Origin of the sequence: Malacoplasma iowae, from assembly GCF_900660615.1 — a bacterium.
GTDB lineage: Bacteria > Bacillota_I > Bacilli_A > Mycoplasmatales > Mycoplasmoidaceae > Malacoplasma > Malacoplasma iowae.
Genome location: NZ_LR215023.1, coordinates 596680 through 618712, shown reverse-complemented (window position 1 = coordinate 618712; position 22033 = coordinate 596680). Strand labels below are relative to the sequence as shown.

Here is a 22033-nt window from a genome sequence, read left to right as displayed (position 1 = left end):
AAATTTATAATTTTTTGTTTAGTAAATAAGTTATATTTTTATTTATTTTAAAAAAATATGAAGGAGTTGATAAAAAAATGGAAAAATTTTCAAAATTTAAAAAAGAAAATGATCCATACACAAAGGAAGTGGTAGATAAAATAAAGGTTATATTAACAAATATATAATATAATATTATCTAATATTTTTTGCGGAAATAAGTGAAAATGTAATAATTGTGTTATTTTGAATTAACTTATTTGTCAAAAAAATACACTCTAGAACAAATGTTTAATTATTAATTAAAATAATAAAATAATAATATATAACACATTTGTAAAAATGATGTTTATAATTGAGCGCATAACAAACATAGTTTATAGGTCATGTTTTTTATTCTTGTTTTTGAAAAATTAAATTATTAATGCTATTTTCCATATTTTTAAAACTTATGATTTTCTTATAAACATGTTTAATGGTAATTTGAATATATTCCCAATTGAATTAAATTAAAAACATACAATCATAGTATTAAAAATAATTCAGGTTAACTATTTTTTATTTTAAACTACTTACAAAACATAATTTATAATATTATTTCAAATTAAAAAAATCAATTAAGTGTCATAATTAATATATGATAGATGTTGAAAAAGTTTTACAAAAATTAAAAGAAGAAAGAAAATATTTTCATAATGAATCTGATTTACAATTTCATTTTAGTTGATATTGTAAGTTATTGTATCCTCATATAAATATAAGATTAGAATACCCATTTAGTGGAATCGAAGAACAAAAAAATAGCAATATTGATCTTATTACCTTTGATGACAAGGAAGCTTGATTATTTGAGTTCAAATTTAAAACAAAAGCTTCTTATTATTATGATGATAAATTAAAGGAAGAGTTTCAAAATAAAGATCACGGTGCTCAAAATATTAATGTTGTTTTAATACATCATGATATAGCAAGAATTGAAAATTCAATAGATAAATCAAAATATATATCAAAAAGAAAAGTCACTAAAGGATTTTGCATTTTTCTAACTAATGATAAAAAATATAAAAAAGGTTTTTCAAAAAATAGTTCAGTATTCAAATATGGACTAAATTTCCCAATCATTAAAAAAGGAAAACTAAATTTTACATTTTCAAATGATAAGAAAAAAGAAAAATCACATCTAAAAAAATATAATGAAATAGTTCATACAAAAGAACTAAAAATTAAATGAAGTAAATATCATGAATATGACATGATGATTGTTGAAATAAAATAAATTTTAAAAACATCTATATAATAGTTAAAGTTATATACAATTTACAACTAAACAAAGATTAACCTATAGGAAATAAACCCTCATAATTTGTAGGGCATATAATCAATTTTCCATCACGGTAACCAATTTCATCAAAATTAACAATTATTTCAGGAGATTTGATCATAACAAATTCTGGGACATATTCATCTTTTTGATAAATATTTATCCCTGAAATAAACACAAGAATATATTTGTCTTTATTTTTTCTATACAAATTATATTCGTTTTTTGATAAATAAAATCTTGGAAAACTATTAGAAGAACTAGATTTAACCTCAACATAATATACAATGTTGTCATCCTTATCTTTAACAGTTATATCATGGTTGGCAAACTTGTTTATTTCTGAAGTTCTTTTAATTTTGTAATTTTTAAAATTTTCTTGTAAATATTTAAAACAAAGAATTTCGCCAATATTGCCTATTTTTTCATTATTAAGTTTTTCTGCAATAGTTTGAAAATTATTTTTATACTCAAAATTATTTGTTTTATCAGAATAAGAAACAACATAATCATCAAGATTATTAATTGGATTTTTCAGTTCATTACCACTTATATAATCTTCAATTAAATCATCTGGAATTTCATTAGTTTTGTATTTAGCTTTATTGACATAATAATTATTTCATTTGTTAGCAAATCTTCTAGATTCTTTTGGCGATCTAGTATTAATAATATAGTTTATTCATTCTTCAATTCCATTTATAAAATCTTCTTTTGAGTATGACTGTCTAATATTTGTTAACTTGTTAATATTATCTTTATCATTTTCTTGTTTTCTAACTTTAAAAACTCTTATTAAATTTGAAATGTTACCTGCATTTGATGGTGATTTAGCATTTTTGAAATTAATATTTTTTGTTTCTTGATTTTTTTTAATAGCTTGACTTTTTAAAAGAAAACAATCTTCAATATTTTTTACTGTAATATCAAGCGTATTTTTAAATATATAACTATAAATTGATTCTCCATAAAATTGAGGTTCAAATGTTGGAACTTTTCACGTATTGTCATATAAAATGTATGATTTTGATATATTTAAGTTTAAATCAAAAACTTCATCAATTCATGGAAATGCATTTTTTAATATTTCAAGTTTTACATCTTTGTTATTCATAACAATCACAGTATACCGAAAATTATCAATTCATTCCGTTAAAAATTATAAATAAAATTTCATTTTCTGCGATAATCAGTCTGATATGATAATTTATAAAAAAACTATTGATGAATTTATTAAAGATTGCGATTCTGATTGCATTCATGCAATTCTTTTAAAAGAATTAAAAGAAAGAAGAGGTTTAAATATCGGAGCTTCAGTAAAAGAAATTGAGTCTTGGAAGCAACTTAAAAAAGTTGCTAATATTTTAAGTGAACTTAATAATAAAGAAAATCAATTTGTTTTACTTGAATATGTGATAAGAGATTGTTTTAAAAGAATCGATTTAATAATTATAGGTAAAGATCATCATGAAAATAAAAATTTAGCAATTGTTGAATTAAAAGGTTGAAGTACAATAAATTTATTTAAAGATTCAATGCTTTTGTATCCAAATGTAAGTTATGGACCATGTAATCATCCATCATATGAAGCATATGATTATTATCAAATATTGACTAACATGTATGTAATTGATGAAATTAAATTTAATTTTTATTGTTATTCATATTTGCCAAATTATGAATATTCAAATATTAATGTTTTAATAGATAAAAGATTTTCATCAATTATTGAAAAATCTTATGCTTTTTGTAAGAATGAAAATAATAAATTTATTAATATATTAAAAAATCATTTTAGTAATTGCATTGATACTAATGATGTTGATATACTTGATGACCTAAAATACAAACCATCAAAAAGTTTTAGCAAAGATTTAGAAGAAGAATGTTTAAGTATAAGATTATATGGAACACAAAATATTACATACAATCGGATAATAGATACAATTAGTGATTTGGATAAAACAAAAAAGAAAAATTTATTTTTAATTTCTGGTAGTGCTGGTTCAGGTAAAACTGTAGTTGCTTTTAAATTGATGACACATTTAAGATCTTTATCACAAACAACAAATTTAATTTTACCTGGTCCTGAATTTAGAGAGGCTGTAAAAAATATATTTAAAAATAAAACTTCAAAATTATTTATTAAAGGTGCTAATTCACATGATTTTGGCAACAGAATAGATAATTTAATAATTGATGAGGGTCATAAAGCAACAGGAAGAGATAGTGCAAGAGTTTTTTATGAAAGAGCTTTGAAAAGCATAAATAAAAACATCATTACTTTTATTGATAATCAACAAGTGGTAAATAAAAAAGGAATAACAAAAGATGAATTAAAAGAATTGGCTTACAAAAACAATTGAAGTATAACTGAACTTTATCTTTCTGAACAATTCAGAAGTGGAGGCGACATATCTTATATTGATTTTTTAAAAAACATTATTTTTAACGAAGAAAACTATCAAGAAAAATTTGTTAATGAATTTTTTGATTTTAAAATTTTAGACCATAGTGAATTTAATTCTATGTACCAAAAAATGTATCATAAATACAATATTAGAATGGTTAGTTTTTGAACAACAAGATGGGATCTTAATAGTTTAAATCCCACAGTAAAAATTGGTAATGAAATGTATATATGAAATCCAAATTGACAATGATTACAAAAATACAAAGAAAACGGTAACAAAACATCTAAAGAAATTGAAAACTTATGTTTGAAGCTCAATTTCAATATAGATAAAAAAGGGCCACAATATATAGGTTATTTTAATACTGTGCAAGGATATGAATTTGATTTTATTTTTGTTCACATACCCAAACTATTTTTTTTAAATGAAAAAAATGAGATTGATGTAGATTTATCCCAGCTAGAAATGGAAGAAATGAAATCACAAGTTTGATCTATATCAAAAATAAAAAACGAAGAAGAAAAAAATAATAAAGAAAAATTAAATAAATTATATTTTTTAAATAGGTTATTTGTAAACTTAACAAGAGGTACAAAGGGCACTTTTGTATACATAGAAGATGATAAATTAAGACAACATTTCAAAAATAAAATAATAATCAAAAAGGAGTATACATATGAAAAAAGTTAGTGTTGTTGCAGCTGTTATTTACAATGATAAAAATGAGATTTTAATAACTCAAAGAGTTGATGGTCAGTTTAATGGATTATGAGAATTTCCAGGCGGAAAAATAGAATCAAATGAAACACATAAAGAAGCTTTAATTAGGGAAATCAAAGAAGAACTAAATATTGATATTAATATAGGTGATTTTATAACAACAGTAAATTACAATTATCCAACTTTTGAACTAGAAATGTATGTATATAAATGCTTTATTTTTAATGGATTAATAAATTTAAATGTACACTCAAGTTATAAATGAATTTCTAAAACAGAACTTAATTTCATTAAGTGAGTTCCAGCAGATATTGAAATAATAGATAAATTAATGAATAATTGATAATTTTCTTTGTTAGTTTAAATGTTTTTAGTTATACACTTTTTAGTTATTAAAGATTTTAATTTTATTAAATAATATTGGTAAAAATTTAAATTTAATTTAGACATTTTTAATAAAATGAAATTAATAATCATTAAATTGCTGGAGTAAATTTTATGGAAAAAATTATATTTTTAGAACCTTTTATTCAAGAAACAATATGAGGGGGGAAAAGATTAAAAGAATATGGGTATAATTTACCATATGAAAAAAATGGTGAAGCTTGAATAATAAGTGCAATAAAAGATAAAGAATCAAAAATAAAAGGAATTAATAAAAGTCTTAGAGAATTTTATATAGAGAAAAAAAGTTTCTTTAACAATTACAATGGAGAATATCCACTTCTTGTTAAAATAATTGATGCAAATGATGATTTGAGCATTCAAGTTCATCCAGATAATGAATATGCAAAAAACAAACATGGAAAATATGGTAAATCTGAGTGTTGATATATTTTAGATTGTAAAAATAATTCTGATATTGTTTATGGTCATAATGCCAAAAATAAAGCTGAATTAATTGATTATATTAAAAATAATAAATGAGATAATCTATTAAAAGTTATAAAAATAGATAAAAATGATTTTATAGATGTTCCACCAGGTACTATTCATGCAATAAAAAATAATACTTTAATTTATGAAGTACAGCAAAGTTCAGATATAACTTATAGGTTATATGATTATGATAGATTATCTAATGGAAAACCTAGAGAATTACACATAAACGATTCTTTAAATGTAATATATTATCCACAAAATAATTTAACAATTTCTAAAACAAATACAAATTATGACAATAAAATTCAATTACTTTTAGAAAACCAATATTTTAAAATTATTAAAATAAATGTTAATTCTAATTTAGAGTTATTATTTGACGATGCACATTGAGTACAAGCAACTGTTATTGATGGAAATGGTTTTGTTGACAATATTGAAATTAGAAAGGGAGATAATTTCTTAGTTGCACATAATAGCAAATTTAAAATATCATCACAAAAAATGACAATTATTATAAGTTATGTTCCAATAAAAAAATAAATGAGGGATCATTTATTTTTTTATTAGTAAAAATGAGGTTTTTCTATAAAATCTTTTAATTTGATATAAATAACTCTTACATCTTTAATTTTGTTTAATCTCTTTTTAAGATCTAGATTACCTGAAATAATAAATATTATTTTTATGTTATTTAATTTAAACCAACAATTTACATAAATTATTAATAAACCAAAGATTAATTTTGTTATTTGTAGTTTTTATTAAAATAAATCAAATTGTGTTTTTACTAACATTTTAATAAACTTTTATAAAAAATCATTTTTTAAAAAAGTATCAATACATAAAAACATAATAAAAAGTGCATCGCTTTATTATAAGCACATGCACTTTATTAAGCAAAACAACAATTATTAACAATTAAGCAAAATCTCTTCTTGTATATAAAATTGCAGCAGATATAAACACCATAAAAGAAAGTGCTGTTCATACAGGAATAACATAATTTTTATTAATTAAAGATTTTGTTGTTACTTTAATAAAATTTTTAAATGAATTTGCATTCCCATAGTTACACAATAAATCTATTCTATAAATATTTCCATTATATTGGAATTTAGTACTTATGTTTTTTATACTAATATAATCTTCAATATCTGGTTTTGTTATAGTTTCTTTTTGGTATGTGTTACTATCTTGTTTTTTCTTCTCTATTTTAATTTCAGAGAATGCTAAAACAGTTTTAAATTCATTAGAATTTAATATTTTTTGAATACTAAGATCTTTTTGACTTGCTAATTTTATTAAACCACCTAATTGAATTTCACACAAATCAGTTAAAACATTTTTTATATTAGATGTATTAAGATTATTTTGTGGCTCTTTAAAATACATGTTTAAAAAATTCAAAGTATCTTTTTCACCTAAAAAAGAATCATTGCTTACATATTTAGAATCAGTTGAAGAATTTGTTTTTCCATATTTTTTTCAAGCTTCTTCTCATTTATTTAAAAAATAACTTTCTGTATGTTTAGAAATAAAATCTTTAGAAAATTTTAATTTTAAAATATCTTTAGATTCTTTATCAAAATTGATTGATGCATAGTCATATATAAGTGGAATTAAGTTTATAGATGCAATTTCTTTTTCTGGTGTTTGATTATTATCATTTGCTGGTTTAGGAGTTAAATCTGAATTATAAATTTTTATTTTTGTAAGTAATGGATTATTTAAAATGTTATATGATTCATCAAATTCAATATCTATTGGGATACTTGTAGATGACATTTGACCAATAACACTTCTAACATCAGGTGAAGGGTTTGATAAAGAGTATAAGGATGATAGTTGATAACCAAAATCAAAAAAAGAAAATGTTTTATATGGCGAAACATTTGCTGCTTTATTTCAAGCCATTTGAAGTGTTTCACCATCTGGTAAACCAGTTGAAAATAATGCATTAGTTTGTTTAAGAACATCATCATTATTTTTTTTATCTTTTGAAATATCTAAAATTGTAATTGGAGTAACAGTATATCCTCTATCTTTTAAAATAGCTACTGGAGATTTTATAGTAAATGAACCTAAAAAAGTCATTATCAATAATGCAAAAGAAATACCAACAGATATCACCATTGAAACAATCTTTTTTAAATAAATAGATAAAATAGTTGTTATAGAACCAAAAAGTAAACCATTAACTATTGTTCCAAGTAAAACACCTAAAACCAAAGTAGTACTATCATCTTTTGATGATGAACTATTTAAAAAAGCAAAAGATGCAATTATTGTTCCAATTAATGACAATAACAAAATGTATAACAAAAAAATAAAAAGCTTAACAAAAACAATTTCTTTTCTACTTATTGGTTTACTAACTATAAGCAACTCAGTTCCATCATCTATTGGAGTTCTAAATATTTCAACAGCTATAATTGAAATAACAGCTGCCACTAACAACATCAATAAAGATGTTGAATAAGAACTTCTAAATAATGAAATAGGTGGTTTTTCAGATAATATTGGAATAATTGATGTATATAAACATATAATTATTGCATATGCTAACAAACCGCACAACACAATAACTTTTTTACCTATCAAACTTAAAGAAAAAATAAATAATGGTTTAATTGATGTTTCTCTTCTTTGCTTTTTTCGGACCATAACCAAATACCCTTTTTGAAATTTAATTTTTAAAATTTAAAATAAAGAATCAAATATATAAAATATTTTGATAAATAAATTATATACTACAAGCTGAAATTAAATTTTTATTTTTTATTAATCTTTTATTTTTTTTAATATTTTACATATTCCAAAATAAAAAAGTGCTCGCCTTAAAAACGAACACTTTAGTAATAAATAATTATTTTATGATTTTGTTTTTTCTGATTTAATTGTGTTTTTTAAATCATTTGATAAGTTAACTCATTCATTGAAATTATTAGAATCAACATCTTTTTTAGTAATCATATACATAAATGATGAATATATATGATAAATTTCAGGTTTGTTATTGTATTTAACTTCTATATCCATAAAATAAATACCTTTATTATTATCATCAATTTTACCAATTATATAATCTTCTCTATGTAAACGATCATTTCAAGTTTTTAATGTTGTTAGTTGTTTATTTTTAAAATCATATCTTTTTAAATTAACTTTTACATCATAATTACTGTTAATTTTTGATCATTGGTAATTAAGTGTTAATTTATAACTTTGATCATATCAATTGTAAATAAATTTATCAAAGTAATTTGTTTGTCCTTTTGGAGTATAAGGCGTTAATTGTTCAGTATATGAAATTAAAGGTTGCTCTGGAACACTAACAATATTATTATCTTCAGCTATAGCAAAGTAAAATGGTTCTGTTTGAAACACAAGAGAATCATCATGATTGTGCATTTTTATATAGTATTTACCATCTGGTTTTTCATTATATTTTTTAAAATATGATTTTTTAATTATTGGTTTATATAAATCTTTAGCCAATAATTCATATGTACCATTAGCATTAGGTGAAAAATATATATCATATTTTAGAGTTGTATTATATTGATCATCTGATAAATTATAAAAACTATCAAATCCTGGATTTATGTCATCAAAATAATAACCATATTCATCAAAAGCATTTTGGTCAATTAAATATATATCAGATGAAACACCACTTGCTAAGTTTTTAGTTCCAGTAATTAATGATTTTTCAAAATCATCTGAATATTTTTTAAGAGTCATTACATCATTATAATAATTATTTGTACTTTTGAAATTATTGTAATAATCATTATATGTTTTTTTATTCTCTAAAGTTATTTGTTGATTTTCAACACCTATTTTATGTGTATTTCCAATAAGTTTGTAATAAATTTTTGCATTTTCAACAACTTTAGAATCTAAATATTTATCATTTTGAATTTTAACTTCATCTGGTAAATCATATCTTTTAATTACTGAACCAATTGTTTTTCCATTTGTCCCTTTAAAACTATATTCAATACATATTTGATCATTATCAAAGAAAAATGTTTGAAAGAAAGCTCTATCAGTTTTATATTGTTTACCACTATCATCTGTATATAGAACTTCATTTGGAATTTCTAAATATTTTGTATCTTTTCATTCTGTATCATTGAAGTTATGGAAAAATATCTTTCATTTATTATTAAGTGGGGTTTCTGTCATATAATCTGGTTTTTCAAAAACTGAAAAAGCCATTCAATCATTATAAGTACCAGCAAATGGAGTAGAATATCTTAATCTACCCAAACCTTTTAATTCATTAATTACACTTTCTGGAACATCAAAATTTTCTTTTTGAGAATTATCCATTGAAGTTTTATAAAATTTGATTTGGTTTTGATTTTCAATTACCATGCTATATCAATTTTTGTTATATCAAATAGGTCTTGACTGACTATTTTTTTTATTACCAAAACCTGATTTGATGTTTTGGTATGTTCCCATGCTATTTAAATAATCATTATTTGGTGAAATTTTAACATCATTGTTTTTGAAAGGAGAATATCATGGCCCATTCAAAAATTCAAAAAAGCTATTTTGTTTAAGACTATAATCAATATTTCCACCCAGTTTATCTGAAACTGGTTCTAAGAAATAAGTTCATGATTGACTATCATTTAAAATGAAAGCACTAGGTCAAGTTGTTTCAGCTGAATAATCACTATAAGTAGCATCCATAATATATCATTTCTTTTTTCCTGAATTATCAGCATCAATTCAAACTCAATTAACAGCATGACCTGGACGACCAACATCTGGATGTGAAAATAAATCACCAGCAAGATTCATAAATGATGGAACACCAATTAAGTTTAATAAAAATGCTGCTGTAAAAGAATAGTGAACACAAACACCCATATGTTTCATATAAACTCCATAAGGGTCGTTGTTTGAATCACCATATGAAATATATGTCATTACAAAATTAAATACAGCTAAGGTTTTATCTAAATCGCTCATACCTGGACGATAATAGTTAGTTAAAAACAATCTTATCATTTCAAAGTATGCATCTCTTTGTTGAGACTGAATTGTAATGAAATCAGCTGAATTACTAAATTTATTTTTTTTAATATAAAATTTATTTTGTTCAAAATACTCAGGATATCTACCTTCTCATTTTTTCAAAATTTCATAATCAAAACTTTGAGTGCTATCATTTTTATCTGTGTAAAAATATGCTGGATGATTTTCAAAAGAGATTCATGGGTATAAAATTCAATTTTTTGCTAATCATTCAATGTAAACATTAGCAATTCAATCTGTTTCTATTTTTCTTTCACCAAAAGTGTATGATCTACCAATTTGATTGTTAATTGCAACATATGTAAAGTAATTATAAGCTTCTTCTTTACTTATGTTATCTTTCATTGGAAGTGGTGCATTTCCTCAACGGTTTAAAATATATTTATTTTGTGTATTTGGATTAGTAATTCAATATTGTTGATTTTCTTCTTGACCTTCTGGAGTATTTGGATCAAGGGTATAATCTACATATTTAATAAAGTTTTCTTCACTCGGATTTTCTGGTTGATTTTCATTTGGAGGACTTACAGGTGGTTTTTCTGTTTCTGAATCATCTGGGTTACTAGTTGGTGGTATAACTGGTGGGTCAGTTGGTTGTTCACCTGGTGGCACTATTGATGGATTATTTGGAGTGTTTGTTACAATATTACTTCCGCTTCAACACGATGTTAAAACTGTTGGCACAATTAAAAGACCTGCCAAAGTTGTTGAACCTATCATCATTATTTTAAATTTTTTTCATTTTTTCATATCAACACCCTCTTAATAAAAGTTTTTCTTTACCCTATTATAACAAATTAAAAACGTTAGATAAACAATAAATAAATCAGTAAATTAAACCTAATTTTTTGTATAAATAATTAGTAAACAAAGTTGAAATTTTGTTATAAAAAAATATTTATTTATATTAAAAAAACACACCTAAATTTAAAAGTGTTAATTAAATTTAAGTATGTTTTAATAATATAATTTATCTAAATTTATTTTATAGAAGTCATGTTGTTGTGTACTCATCTATATAATTGATTTTTATTTTCAAAATACAAACCTTCAAAATATATTTTAGTTCCATTGTTATCAACATGTTTAGTAAAATTAATCGCATCATTTAAGTATGATGTTGCATTTGCTAAACTATAGAAAGTGTATATTCTATTTGTTCTTGTATCTTTCATTTCATATATGTATTGCAAAGAAACACCATTTGCTAAAGCACTATATTTATTTGTACTTAAACTTACATCTAAAACTTCTTTACTTGCAGGTGTAAATTTAGTTTTAAAATTAGCTAGTAATTTTTGTTTTGATTGATAACTAGCAGTACTATAGTTTGATTCTAAGAAATTATCTTTATTTCAAATGTTTTGTCCTTCTAATCCAGGTTTTAAGTCATTTGCTGAATTATCAAATAAAACATCTTTCATTTCACCATTATCAACAACCGACATTCCATTTCAATATTTTCCAGGTAATTTATCAATTACACCAGCTTCACCTTGTGCAACATTATTATTAAGTTTTGGAAGTTTAACAAAATATGCTGGTCTAATATTATCAACAATATTTTGAACTAAAGTTATATTATTATCTTTGTCAGAAACAACATATCCATTATCATATGATGCACTTAACGTTTGAATGTATGGTGATTCTTTATTTAAATTATTAATATTAAAAGATCCATTTTCATTTTTAGTAATATTTAAACTTTTAATCACTTTATCTACTAATTCAGTTATAGTTTTTGAAGTTGCGTCTTCGTTTCCAATTAGTGCATAGTACTTATTAAATTTAGGATTTTTTGGAGTATCTTCTCCATTAATGTAATTTAATAAAATTCTTCTCTTTAATTCACTTGAATCATAATATTTAATTCCATCATAGTAATAATAACTTTCTAATTGTGGAAGAGTAATTGCCACTGGGTTAACTAATTCCATTTGATTAATATTTGAAATTTCATAGTTTACAAATCCAAAGTATTTAGAAACAGATAATCCACCATTTCAATAGAAGCTTGTACCATCAGCTGTTGTGTATTGATAAAAGTTTTGAGTATAAGTTTCTTTAAATAAATCATAGAAGAAGAATGCAAATTCTAACACTGTTAAAGTAGCTGCAAAAATTTGAACTGCATAATCTAAAACTTTTGTAACAATATCTTTAATTTTTTGGAATTTATCAATATAACCAGCTCATCAAGATAATTTATTTTTTTCAAATGTAGGTACAACTTCATTAGTTGCATCTATAACATTTGAATTTAATGATATTAGATCAGCTTGATCGTTAAAACTTGATGCTTGAATTACTTGTGCATTATCAACAGGGTTTACAAGAGTTGCAGATGAAGGTGATCTATTAATTGGAGTCATAGATAAACCTTCATTAATAATTCTGTCTATATCTGTTTGTGAAGAATTGTAAATAGCATCTGTAAGTGGGTCTAATTGAATGTCAAAATCAATTAAATTAATTGATCCACCAGCAACACTTGGAGATATTCCATTAACTGAGTGACGGTCACCATCTCAAGGTCTCATTGAACCATCAATAAGATTTTCCCCAACATTAATACTTATCCTATCTCCACCAATAGAACCATTATCTGAAGCATTTTCAATTACTTCAAAAATTGGGTTATTATAAGATTCTATTACCACATAACTACGAGATTCATATAACTTAATCATAGATTGTGAAACTAATAAAGAAGTACCAAATATTGTAGCAATTAAATATGAAAGTCTTCTAAAGAATTCATCATTTGAAATATTAGATTTACCATCATTAAATATATTAGTACCTGTGTTTAAATCCAACATGAAAGCTAAATAAATTCTATAAGCTTTTATTTTACCTTCATTACCTTTTACTAAATTAATGAATAATGATACAAGATTTTTATTATTTTTTACTTTTGATAGTTGATCTAAATAACCACCATTTACAATAGTACCAGTTTCTAAAAATATAGATATTTCTGTACTTAAAAGAGATTCTGCTAATGCAAAATATTGATTGTTTTTAGCACCAATAGAACTTAACAATAATTCTACACTTTGATTAGATTTAGGTGTTTTGATATTTTTTAAAGCTTCATTTCATTGAGATTTATCTGGATATTTAGTTTCAATATTTTTGATTTCTGGATTTTTATTATTAACAACGAAGTAATTTACCATATCATCAGCACTAAGTTGTGAGAAAGTATCATATACTCCTCTAAGCTCATTTTTAATACTGTAAAGATCAATAGAATCCATTAAACCATCTTCATATAAGAAATCAAAACTCACAGAATTAAAAGGAATTAATCCACCTGCTAGTGAAATATTATTTTCAGCTTGAGTATAAGCAAAACACATAGCAACTAAATTAGGATAATTAGTTCTCATTTCATTTAAGAAATATTCTGTAGAAGTATTTAAATCATATTCAGGGTTTCCAATTTGGAAAAATTTAACCATATCAAATTTAGTTTTTTTATCTTTGCTTAATAATAAACTTGAACTATAAAGTGATACAAATTCTAAAACATCTTGAATGAAGTTACAAACATTAGTAAAATAATCAACAATTAAATTAACAACTTCTTGGCCCAAATTTCAACTTATGGCTCTTTGTAATAAGAAACTGTAAAGAACTGGTATTTTATAAATTGAATTATATTTTTTACCACTCATCATTGAATCATTTGCTTCAATAACTTCTTTTGATAGTTGTGGACTTAATCTATTTAATTCGTCCATAAATCATTGATCATATGATTTTTCATCTTCTCCAATAGATAATAATGTTCTAAATAATAAAGGTTTTTTCTCACCATTTTCTGCTTGGATTTTATTTAAATTATTATCATCATTAATGATTGATGAAAAGAATGAACCAATTATTGAATCAATTCTAGATTGAGTAAAAACAGATTTAGTTACACCATTAACTTTTTTTCACATGTCTTTATTTTTAAAAGATGAAACATCTAAAACACCTTGATAAAAATATGGTCCAATTAAATCAGCACTATCTTTGTTATCAATAATATATCTACTTTCACCTTGATTTGATAAAACATGTTGATAGTTTAAATCATGTAAATTAACTTTATCCATTTGGCTTTGAACATTGTCTCTTGTAATATCAACTTGTTCACCACCATCATTTTTATAGTTTATTCTTATTTCAGCATTGTTGTTGATAAAACTAGTTAATTCATCATAAGCATTTGCTTTAGTTAAATCAATTGGAAGTGAATTTCCAGATGGAGAAGTAATTACTACTGTATTTTTAGTATTTCTATTTGGAAAATATTCTTTTTCTAAATATTGTTTTAAATCATTTTTGTTACTAAAGTTTATACCGTTAAAATGATAACCTTCTTTAGTTTGAAAGTAAGAATCATAAGCTTCATCTTGTGTATTAAAAACTTGATCATTTGCACCTTGATAAATAGTATTTTTAGAATTTACATCATAACTAATGTGTTTTCAAACTTCTTGGTTTGTTAAACCAAGAACACCTTTTGGGCCAACATAATCAGCTAGATTAACATCAGTTTTAACTTGTTTTCTTGATATAAGTTGATTGTATACTTCATTTCTTAGTACATTTGGATCATTATATGTTCTTGTTACTCCATTTAAAGTAACACTTCATTTAGAATTATTTCCTTCAACATTTATAGTTTTTGAATTTTTATCAACATAGTTCATTAAAGAATTATATGAATCAAAATCTTTGTCACCAAGACTATATGCTCCACTATATAAGTTCATATTCATTGAATTGTTTCCAACAGCAATTGATGAAATAACTGGAACAGTTGCTATAGTCGAAGAACCAAGTAATAGTAAAAGTTTTTTACTTGAAAATATTTTATTCGATTTCTTTTTATTTAAGTGGTTTAATATTTTTTTATTCATAATAAACTCCTATCTACCAGGTCCCATTACATTGTTATTTCATCAATTTTGAGTTCTTACTCTTTGCTGTCTTCTAGTTTTAATCTTATTAGTAGAAACATTACAGAAATATAAAGAAGTGAATCCAACTAAAGCTATAATTATTCCCAATGAACTTCATGTACCAATAATTACATCTCTATAGAATTTTGATGTTGAATTATTAACTGGCGGAAGTATTGGATCAATTGGATTTAATCCATTAATTGTGTATACATAGTCTTTAACAAATTTTGTTAAATCATCATAACTTACAAATCCATAGTAATTACTTGAGTTAATAGGATTTACATCATATGTTGTATATTTTGATACATTTCTTGTTTGATAATTTGGTATGTAACAAACATATAATTTTGTAATTTTATTTTTATATAAAGTTTCAGTTGTAGTTGATGGTGTTGTTCCATTTGTTTGGTAGAAAACATAATCTTTACTAGCATCAACATTTATTTTCTTTAAAGCATTTTCTCAAGCTTGTTTTTCAGATACTGAATAATCACCATTAACACTGTTTATAATTTCTGATGTTAATAAATTCCCACTGTAATCATAGAAATCATACCTTTTTGACGGTTTTCCAAGTTTATCTAAATAAAACTCAGAATTTAATTCTTCAGTTGAACCAATGACTCTTGAACTTCTATCTGATAAACTAATGTTAAATTTATTTCCATAAGTTATATATCTACCATACTTGATTGTTGCTGGTGATTTGTCTTTGTTATATAAATAAACAACATCATTAGAATCAGCTATTGAATTTTCATTAACATTTTTAATTAAAGTTGTTGATGGATCTCCAGTTTCTGAAAACTTCTTAAGACTTTTATTGTATTGATAGATTGCTTCAATAGTTCCATATGGACTATTTAATAATGATTTATCATCATCTTCTCTACGGTTTAATTGTTTTTCAAGTTGTTGTTCTGTAACATTATTATTAAGAAAATACAATCTATCAATCATTTTTACATTTGGATCAAATTTACTAGATGCTGAATGATTATAAAAACCAAAGTTTGAATATTTTTTAACAGTATTATATTTAACTAGTAAATTCTCTTTTGTTAGATTTAATGATTTATTTCTATCATATCCATATGTATTAGAAATATTCATAAATGAAGTTCTAGCTTCATTTCTTCAATCATAATTTGATTTTGAAACTGAACCAAGATAGTTTTTTATACCTCTTCTTGGATCAACACGGAAATCTTCATAATCTTTAATTTTAAGAATTATTGTGTCTGATATTAAAAATAATGGTGAGTCATTATATGAAATAGCATATTTTATGTTGTCACCGTTTTTAGCAAAGTTTTCTTGGAAGTTATATTTGTAATTATCAACAATATAATCACTAAGTGTTGAAGCTGATCTACTAGTTCTTGAATTAGAATATGTTTTTTCTAATTCATTTTTAACAGCACCTCAAACTTTACCTTTGATTTCAGTTTTAAGTTGTTCATAATTATCACTATATCCTGTTGATAATTTTGATTCACCTAGGAAATTAGTGTTAACAATTTTTTGTGCTAAATCTGCTAATTTTCTAGCACAATCTTCCATGCCTTTGTTGTTGTTAAAATATAACATTGCTTTATTATATGTTGCATCATATGCTTCTTTAGCTTTTTTTGAAACATCATATCAACTAAAGTTGTGTTGATTAACTTGAATTTGGAAAGAATCAATTTTATCACTTCCCCAATATTTTTTAAGTTCAGAGTAAGATTCATTTTTCAAATTATTTAAAGCTGAATCTGAAACACCATAATAATCTCTTAGGATGTAACTATTATATTTAGTAAAACCAAAACCAAAAATTCATTCATAATGAACAAAGTTACTAGTTAAAGTAAATAAAGAGTTGTCATAAATTATTTGAACCATGTCATTTATTAATTTATTTGTTTGGTCTTCAATAAGACTTGTTGAATGTCAAGTGTAGTTATTTTTACTATATTTAACTCCATCAGATTGAAGTCTCATAACATCAAAACCTGATCCATCAATTGCTGCATTTGAGAATGCTAGTTCTTTTAATTTATTTAAATCATTTTTGTTTAAAGGGTTAATGTTATATGTTGGTTTGTTTAAATCTGAGTAATCTTTTATTTCATAATATGCAATTCCATTTGAGTAGCTTTCTATATCACCAACCATTGCATTTGTTGCTTCCATTTCAGAATCATAGACATTATTATTGTTATCTATATATTTAACAACAGGGTTTTGAACATGACTTCTTTTAGCTTCTTGAATATTTGAAGTATATTTACCATCAATTTTTAAATAAGCTGGTACAATTTTACCGTTACCTGATTCAATGTCTGCTAATTTCGAAACATCAATAGATGTAAAATCACCAACATTTGTTGCTTCTTCAATATCACCCAAGTATGTTTTTTGGGTAACAGAATTCAATATTTGTTGGATTTGGTCATCAGTTGATAATTTATTAGCTTTTGGATCACTAACCAAAAAATTATTATATTTTACTTGTAAATTTTTTCCTTTTGAATTTAATAATTCTTGAACAGCACCAACTAACATTGATGTTGTAATGCTAGCTGAAAAGATTGAGACAAACCCCATCGACAACACTTTTTTCATAGAAAACTCCCTTTAAAATTACCTAATAGTATATTAAGGTAGGAAAATTTTTTATTTTTTTAAAAATAAAATAAAAAATAAATTAAGTTGTTTATTAAAAATAATTATTAAATTAAGGTCTTTCTGTTGTTAACATCACTAACAACATTGAAAGCAAAAAACATATATATGCAAAAATATATATGTTAATTTGTGTGTATAACCTAAAAATAAGATTCTAATTGTAGATCAAAACCTTAGGTATATACAAAAATCCTAAATAACATATATTAACAATTAAACATTAATTTACTTTTTTCATTCCTTTCCATATTTATACCATCACCCTTCTTACAATAGATATAGCATAAAAAATAAAAAAATTCAATCATTTTTTATCTATATAAGTTAATACTTTAAAAGAAAGTATATTTTATTCAAAATTTTTAATAATCGTTGGTGTTGTCTTTATTATCTTAGAAAAATAATTTACAGATTAAAAAATGCATGAAAATTATTACTTAAAATTTTTTAAATTTTATTTGTTTTATTTATTTAATAAATGTATTAATTATTAAGTTATTAATCTTTAAAATCTGAAATAAATATTTTAAATAATTTAAATTATTTGTTTATTTAAAAAAAATACTATTCCATAATTATGGAATAGTATCCCTAACTGACATGTGAAGTGCAACACTTCAATGTTACATTAAACTCTCGACTTTGAAATATAAGTTGAGAGTTTTTTTGTTTTAAATATTTTCTTGATACATTTGGTAAGCTGTTTTATAACCAAACATTTTTCTTGGGATGTTGTTTACTTTTCATTCAAGAGTTTTTATTTTATCTTCACTTACTAAACTGAAGTCAGTTCCTTTTTTATATCATCTTCTAACTATCCCATTTATGTTCTCGTTGGACCCTCTTTGGAATGAAGAATAAGGTTGGCAATAATAAACTTTAAAGTTGAATTGTTTTGCAGTTATTCCCATCATTTGAAACTCTAACCCATTATCAACAGTGATGCTTTTTATTGGGAGTTTTTCATCTCGAATAATGGTATACATTTTAGCCATCATTGATCTAGCGTTCTTCCCTTTTATTTTTCTAATAATTGCCAACCTTGTTTTTCTTTCCACTAATGTCAATAAGTGGTAATAACCACTTTGCCTTTTACTAACTATTAGATCAGCTTCTCAATGTCCAAATTCTTTTCTATTGTTTATCTTTTCTGGTCTTAGACTATAAGGAATGCAGTATTTTCCATCAATTTTAGAAAATATACCTATTTTTCTTCTTTTTCCTTTAACATATTTTCTTCTTAAACAATCTCTTCTTTGTATCTTTCAAATCTTGCTATTGATTCATCTAAATACTTGCCTAGCACTTGGAACTTTAACTAACGGATAGTTTTCTTTTATTCAAAAAATTGTAGCTTCTACACCATGAGATTTAGGATTAAATTTTTGAATAAAAAGATCTGTGAAGTTTTTGTACTTCAACATAAAAAACATATGACAATTTGATTTTCTTCTAATGTATTTTTTGTGAGCAGTTGATGAATAATAAATCCCTGTTGAAGAGCTCGATTGACATGTGAAGTGCAACACTCAAAAAAGAGTGTGCACTTCATTTGTTTTGTTTGTAAGTGTTCACTAATAAAAAGATAATGAATATTAGGAGTGCTTATGAAAACTTATAAACATTTAACAAAAGAAGAAAGATGCTTAATTTATTTTCTTTGAAATAAAGAAAAATATTCTATGAATAAGATTGCAAAAATCTTAAATAAAAACAAATCAACAATATCAAGAGAATTAAAAAGAAACACATCTTCAACAGGGATTTATTATTCATCAACTGCTCACAAAAAATACATTAGAAGAAAATCAAATTGTCATATGTTTTTTATGTTGAAGTACAAAAACTTCACAGATCTTTTTATTCAAAAATTTAATCCTAAATCTCATGGTGTAGAAGCTACAATTTTTTGAATAAAAGAAAACTATCCGTTAGTTAAAGTTCCAAGTGCTAGGCAAGTATTTAGATGAATCAATAGCAAGATTTGAAAGATACAAAGAAGAGATTGTTTAAGAAGAAAATATGTTAAAGGAAAAAGAAGAAAAATAGGTATATTTTCTAAAATTGATGGAAAATACTGCATTCCTTATAGTCTAAGACCAGAAAAGATAAACAATAGAAAAGAATTTGGACATTGAGAAGCTGATCTAATAGTTAGTAAAAGGCAAAGTGGTTATTACCACTTATTGACATTAGTGGAAAGAAAAACAAGGTTGGCAATTATTAGAAAAATAAAAGGGAAGAACGCTAGATCAATGATGGCTAAAATGTATACCATTATTCGAGATGAAAAACTCCCAATAAAAAGCATCACTGTTGATAATGGGTTAGAGTTTCAAATGATGGGAATAACTGCAAAACAATTCAACTTTAAAGTTTATTATTGCCAACCTTATTCTTCATTCCAAAGAGGGTCCAACGAGAACATAAATGGGATAGTTAGAAGATGATATAAAAAAGGAACTGACTTCAGTTTAGTAAGTGAAGATAAAATAAAAACTCTTGAATGAAAAGTAAACAACATCCCAAGAAAAATGTTTGGTTATAAAACAGCTTACCAAATGTATCAAGAAAATATTTAAAACAAAAAAACTCTCAACTTATATTTCAAAGTCGAGAGTTTAATGTAACATTGAAGTGTTGCACTTCACATGTCAGTTAGGGATTAAGCATCTTTCTTCTTTTGTTAAATGTTTATAAGTTTTCATAAGCACTCCTAATATTCATTATCTTTTTATTAGTGAACACTTACAAACAAAACAAATGAAGTGCACACTCTTTTTTGAGTGTTGCACTTCACATGTCAATCGAGCATACTATTCCATAATTATGGAATAGTATTTTAACTTTATTTTAAATAACTAAATTATTATGGACCAAAGATATCTGTGAATCCGTTAACTTTTTCTCTTCTTTCTAATTTATCATAAGTTGCTATTACAAGAATTTCTTTATTTACAAAATCATGTCTTTCGCCACTAATCATTCCAAACAAAATATTGTTACCAGGATCTGTATACATTGTTTTTCTTAAATAACCACCAATGTAGATTTCAACTTTAATTGCTTCACCATTAAAATATAAACGTCCATTTTTAGAGAAATTTAAAGCTACATCAACTTTCAAAATTTTATCATACTTATTGTAATAAGCACTTGGTGTACCACCACCAAACACAATTGAGTCATACATACTTGAATCATCTTCAATGGTTAGTTTAGCTGGGGTTGTTTCATAAAAAGCATAAAATCCAATTGTAATTAAAGCATGGTATTCACCAGCATCATTATGAGTAACATTGTTTAATGTTAATGTTTGTTCAGTTTGTCCATAAAGAGTTTTTCCGTTTTTATATCATTGAAAGAATACTTTATCATTTGGGGATAAGTTATAAGCTTTATAATCAAAAGTTATTGAAACATTGTTTTGGGGTTTTATAGAAATGTTTGATGGTTGTCTTGTAATTTCAATTCTTTTTCTTTTATCAGTGCTACTTCCAGAATTATTACCCTGTCCATTTCCTGTGTTATTGTTTTGTCCATTGTTGGAATTTCCATTATTGTTATTTGAACCATTTTCTCCTTGATCTGGTTTACCACTTTCATTTCCATCAACAATTGGTGGATTTAAATTATCATTATTTGAACCACCTTGTGATATGTCTCCTTCATTAGAACTATTGTTATCACCACTTGGAGTATCAACAGAGTTGTTATTTTGTTTTTCTTTTAAAGTTAATGCTGCATTAACTGGAATACAAGATGTAAACATGATACCAACTGTAAAAGCACTAGTTAATAAAACACTTTTTAAAGTAAATAAACGCATAGTATAAAACCCCCAAAAAATTACATATTTTAATATAGCACATTAGAAATTTAATTATTCACAAAAAATGACAAATTGAGTATTATGATTTTTTTTATAAAAGAAATTATTAATTTACTATTATCGTTTATAAACTGTCAATTAAATAATAACAAAAAATTTATTTTTTACAACTTATTTTTTTATG

Annotated in this window: 11 protein-coding genes and 1 pseudogene; 5 read left to right on the top strand and 7 right to left on the bottom strand. The window is 24.1% G+C overall.

The genetic code is table 4. The features are described 5' to 3' along the window. Positions 1-616 precede the first annotated feature (616 nt). Positions 617-1255, top strand: coding sequence for a hypothetical protein (locus EXC57_RS02455; protein WP_004024522.1), 639 nt, complete (start codon positions 617-619; stop codon positions 1253-1255). A gap of 58 nt (positions 1256-1313) precedes the next feature. Here the strand turns inward: EXC57_RS02455 and EXC57_RS02450 are convergent, their stop codons facing one another. Then, entirely contained in the window at positions 1314-2414 is a 1101-nt protein-coding gene (locus EXC57_RS02450) for a protein NO VEIN domain-containing protein (RefSeq protein ID WP_129692590.1), read from the bottom strand. 85 nt (positions 2415-2499) lie between these two features. Between EXC57_RS02450 and EXC57_RS02445 the strand changes: the two genes are divergently transcribed. The 3 genes from EXC57_RS02445 to EXC57_RS02435 all read left to right on the top strand — a co-directional run bounded on the left by EXC57_RS02445 (position 2500) and on the right by EXC57_RS02435 (position 5859). Then, positions 2500-4404 (top strand): DNA/RNA helicase domain-containing protein, encoded by a 1905-nt coding sequence (locus EXC57_RS02445; RefSeq protein ID WP_129692589.1) that lies wholly within the window; start codon positions 2500-2502, stop codon positions 4402-4404. Next, on the top strand, positions 4391-4780 hold the full coding sequence (mutT, locus tag EXC57_RS02440) for an 8-oxo-dGTP diphosphatase MutT (protein WP_004024518.1): 390 nt from the start codon (positions 4391-4393) through the stop codon (positions 4778-4780). The genes EXC57_RS02445 and mutT overlap by 14 nt, the downstream gene beginning before the upstream one ends. 152 nt (positions 4781-4932) lie before the next feature. Next, a complete protein-coding gene (locus EXC57_RS02435) occupies positions 4933-5859 on the top strand; it encodes a type I phosphomannose isomerase catalytic subunit (protein WP_004024517.1) in 927 nt (308 codons plus the stop codon). Between the two features lie 378 nt (positions 5860-6237). On the opposite strand, the gene EXC57_RS02430 is transcribed toward EXC57_RS02435, so the two are convergent. The 5 genes and pseudogenes from EXC57_RS02430 to EXC57_RS02410 all read right to left on the bottom strand — a co-directional run. Continuing rightward, complete coding sequence (locus EXC57_RS02430; protein ID WP_129692588.1) at positions 6238-7983, bottom strand: ABC transporter permease; 1746 nt, start codon at positions 7981-7983, stop codon at positions 6238-6240. 207 nt (positions 7984-8190) lie between these two features. Beyond that, positions 8191-11124: a transglutaminase-like domain-containing protein gene (locus tag EXC57_RS02425; RefSeq protein ID WP_129692587.1), complete on the bottom strand. Its 2934-nt coding sequence runs from the start codon at positions 11122-11124 to the stop codon at positions 8191-8193. A gap of 230 nt (positions 11125-11354) precedes the next feature. Beyond that, entirely contained in the window at positions 11355-15296 is a 3942-nt protein-coding gene (locus EXC57_RS02420) for a hypothetical protein (protein WP_040538248.1), read from the bottom strand. A gap of 9 nt (positions 15297-15305) precedes the next feature. After that, positions 15306-17954 carry a hypothetical protein gene (locus EXC57_RS02415; RefSeq protein WP_129692586.1) on the bottom strand — a complete coding sequence of 883 codons (2649 nt, stop codon included), beginning with the start codon at positions 17952-17954 and terminating at the stop codon, positions 15306-15308. A gap of 734 nt (positions 17955-18688) precedes the next feature. Continuing rightward, positions 18689-19528, bottom strand: a pseudogene (locus tag EXC57_RS02410) (IS30 family transposase); the annotation flags it as partial. A 96-nt stretch (positions 19529-19624) separates the two neighbouring features. Between EXC57_RS02410 and EXC57_RS02405 the strand changes: the two are divergent. Continuing rightward, positions 19625-20599 (top strand): IS30 family transposase, encoded by a 975-nt coding sequence (locus EXC57_RS02405; protein ID WP_129692495.1) that lies wholly within the window; start codon positions 19625-19627, stop codon positions 20597-20599. Positions 20600-20886: 287 nt separating this feature from the next. Here the strand turns inward: EXC57_RS02405 and EXC57_RS02400 are convergent, their stop codons facing one another. Further along, the gene (locus EXC57_RS02400; RefSeq protein WP_004025294.1) at positions 20887-21846 is read right to left on the bottom strand and encodes an immunoglobulin domain-containing protein; all 960 of its coding nucleotides are present in this window, start codon (positions 21844-21846) and stop codon (positions 20887-20889) included. Between the last annotated feature and the right edge of the window lie 187 nt (positions 21847-22033).